At 66.7% G+C, this 3,275-nt stretch carries 4 protein-coding genes; all 4 read left to right on the top strand.

Annotated features, from left to right (window positions below; translation table 11 throughout):
• Positions 1-342 (top strand): hypothetical protein (locus VHB27_RS00785; protein WP_325596692.1); only part of this gene is annotated, 342 nt, incomplete at its 5' end.
• Positions 339-1,247, top strand: coding sequence for an ABC transporter permease (locus VHB27_RS00780; protein ID WP_325596690.1), 909 nt, complete (start codon positions 339-341; stop codon positions 1,245-1,247). The genes VHB27_RS00785 and VHB27_RS00780, both read left to right, overlap by 4 nt.
• Positions 1,237-2,058 carry an ABC transporter ATP-binding protein gene (locus tag VHB27_RS00775; protein WP_325596688.1) on the top strand — a complete coding sequence of 274 codons (822 nt, stop codon included), beginning with the start codon at positions 1,237-1,239 and terminating at the stop codon, positions 2,056-2,058. Before VHB27_RS00780 ends, VHB27_RS00775 begins: the two co-directional genes overlap by 11 nt.
• A gap of 20 nt (positions 2,059-2,078) precedes the next feature.
• Positions 2,079-3,275: amidohydrolase family protein (locus tag VHB27_RS00770; protein WP_325596686.1), on the top strand; the 1,197-nt coding region annotated here is incomplete at its 3' end.

Here is a 3,275-nt window from a genome sequence, read left to right as displayed (position 1 = left end):
GACCTGATCAAGCGGAACCCCGCCGGCATCAAGGCGCTGCTGAAGGGCATGATGAAGGCCCAGCACATGGCGGAGACCCAGCCGGACGATGCGCTGAAGATCCTGGTCGGTCCGTACTACAAGACCTCGATGGAGAACGCGAAGATCGCGATGAACAAGCAGCGGTCCGTGGTCGACGCGCGCAGCCAGACGCAGTTCATCCTCGATCGCGTCGAATCGATCAAGGAAATGGGCTACATCAACAGCAAGCCGGGCCGCGACGCGATCGACTGGACGCTGCTGGAGGCGACGATCGCCGAGAACAAGGACCTCTGGTCGGAACTGAAATACAAGACCGCATGAGCGCCACGCGATCCGTGGCCGCACCGCCGGCGGCGCTGCCACGCCTTTCCTGGCTGGCCCCGCTGGGCCGGGCGTTGCCGATGATCCTGTGGGGCGCGGCCTCCATCGGCCTGTTCGCGGGCATCTGGGAAGTGCTGTGGGCGATCGGCTGGGCGGACCCCAAGCTGTTGCCGCCGCCGCATATCTTCATCGGCAGCATCGCCGACCAGGCCAAGTTCTTCAACACCGTCAGCCGCTGGCAGATCGGGTCGGCGCAGGCCGACGTCCCCAGCCCGGCCATGGCGGTGCTGTACACGATCCTTTCGACCACGGGCCGGGTATTCGCCGGGCTGGTGGTCGCCTCGGTCCTGGCGATCTCTATCGGAATCGGCATCCGGTATTTCCGCGTGTTCGGCAAGCTGACGCTGCCGACGGTCACGCTGCTGGCGCCGGTCTCGCCGATCGCCTGGCTGCCGGTAGCGATCTTCCTGTTCGGCATCGGCAACGGTCCGGCGATCTTCATGGTGGTGATCGCGCTGCTGTTCCACATGGTGCTGGCGACCATCCACCAGATCGACAGCGTCAACCGCAACCTGATCAACGTCGCCCGCACCATGGGCGCCAGCAAGCGGCAGACCTATGCGCGAGTCATCATCCCCGCGATCCTGCCGCAGCTTTTCGTCGTGCTGCGCTTCAACCTGTTCGCTGCCTGGATGGTCGTGCTGGTCGCGGAAGCCACCGGCGTAGGCTACGGCCTGGGGCAGGTCATCATGCTGGCGCGCAACACGTTCAACCCGTCTTTGGTGTTCTTCACCATCTTCCTGATCGGCATCCTGGGCTACCTGTTCGACCTCGGCATGCGGTTGTTGCAACGGAAACTGCTCTACTGGGTGCCGCAGGGCGCGGAGGTGCTGCGTGGCCTCTGATCCGGTCGCCCCGTTCTCCTCCCGCGACGCCGTCGTCTGCCGCAATGTGGGCAAGACCTGGGCGCCCGGCACGCCGCGGGCGCATGAGGCGCTGCGCGCGATCGACCTGGATATCGCGCCGCGGGAATTCGTGGTGCTGCTGGGGCCGTCCGGCTGCGGCAAGTCGACGCTGCTGTACCTGATCGCGGGGCTGGAGGACGCGACCTCCGGCGAGCTGTGGTCGTTCGGCGACCGGGTCGAAACGCCGTCCCCGCAGCGCAGCCTGATCTTCCAGGAGGCGTCGCTGTTCCCCTGGCTGACCGTCGGGCAGAACGTCGCGTTCGGCCTGTCGATCGCCGGCATGGCGGCCGAGGAACGCGCACGCATCGTACGCGACGCCTTGCAGCGCGTCGGGCTGTGGGAGGCGATCGACAAGCGCCCGCACGAACTGTCGGGCGGCATGCGCCAGCGCGTCGCCGTTGCGCGGGCCTTGGCGATGAAGCCGCGGGTGCTGCTGATGGATGAGCCGTTCGCCGCGCTGGATGTGCAGACGCGCGCGCGGATGCAGAGTTTCCTGCTGGACGTGTGGGAGGCATCGGGCGCGTCGGTGCTGTTCGTCACGCATCACATCGACGAGGCCGTTGCCCTGGCCGACCGTGTCGTGGTGTTCACCGCGCGTCCGGGCCGCATCAAGACGATCGTGCCGGTCGACCTGCCGCGGCCGCGCGATCCGTTCTCGCCGGCGGCCGAGGCGTTGCGGCGTCACCTGACCGCGCAGCTGCAGGACGAAGTGGATCGCGCCTTCGCCGAACAGGAAGTCGTGATAGCCTGACCGAAACGAGGAAACAGACCATGGCCGCAACCCTGATCCGCAGCCGGTCGCTGATCACCCATGCGATCGACCGTCACACCTGGAACGAAATCCCCAACGGGGCGGTGCTGCAGGAAGACGGCATCGTCAAGGCGGTCGGCGATTTCGCCGATCTGTCGAAGCAGTATCCGAACGTGCCGGTGATCGGCCGCGACGACGAGATCCTGCTGCCCGGCTTCGTCAACGGCCACCACCATGTCGGCCTGACGCCGGTGCAGCTTGGCTCACCCGACATGCCGCTGGAACTGTGGTTCGTCACGCGCATGGTGTCGCGGAACCTGAACCTCTACCTGGACACGCTGTATTCCGCGTTCGAGATGATCGCGTCCGGCATCACCACCGTGCAGCACATCCATGGCTGGATCCCCGGCGGGCTGAAGCAGGTGGAGGCCGGTGCCAACGAGGTGATCAAGGCCTACGGCGACATCGGCATGCGGGTCTCCTACTCGTTTGCCGTCCGCAACCAGAACCGCCTGGTCTACCAGCGCGACGAGGACTTCACGGCCAGCCTGCCGGCGGCGCTGCGGCCGGCGATGGAGCGGTGGTACGGCCGGATCGACATGTCGGACGATGACTACATCGCGCTGTTCGAGACCCTGTACGGCAGCCACCAGGCCAGCCGGCGCGGCAAGGTCCAGTTGGCGCCGGCCAACCTCCACTGGTGTTCCGACGCCATGCTGGGCCGCCTGTCCGACCTGTCGCGGAAATATGACGTCCCGCTGCACATGCATCTGCTGGAGACGGCGTACCAGAAGGAATACGCCCGCCGCCGGGGCGGCTGCACCGCCGTCGAATACATCGACCGCTTCGACCTCCTGGGTCCCCGCATGACGCTTGGTCACGGCGTCTGGCTGAGCGAAACGGACATCGATCGGCTGGCGGAGACCGGCACCTGCGTCTGCCATAACTGCTCGTCCAATTTCCGCCTGCGCTCCGGCGTCGCGGCGCTGAACGTGCTGGAGGCGAAGGGCGTCAACACCGCGATCGGCATCGACGAAGCCGGCATCAACGACGATCGCGACATGTTGCAGGAGATGCGGATGGTCCTGCGCGCGCATCGCGTGCCGGGCATGGACGACAGCGTCCCGACCGCGGCGCAGGTGTTCCGCATGGCGACCTCGGGCGGGGCGAAGACCACGGCGTTCGGCGACACGATCGGCTCGCTGGAGGTCGGCAAG

Origin of the sequence: Rhodopila sp. (genome assembly GCF_035548235.1) — a bacterium.
Taxonomy (GTDB): domain Bacteria; phylum Pseudomonadota; class Alphaproteobacteria; order Acetobacterales; family Acetobacteraceae; genus Rhodopila.
The sequence above is the reverse complement of the archived record's forward strand: the minus strand, read 5'-3'. Positions and strand labels throughout refer to the sequence as shown.

What these genes read in the sequence shown, in the direction of transcription:
- VHB27_RS00780 (WP_325596690.1), top strand. Translation starts at nt 339, where the DNA reads ATGAGCGCCACGCGATCCGTGGCCGCACCGCCGGCGGCGCTGCCACGC.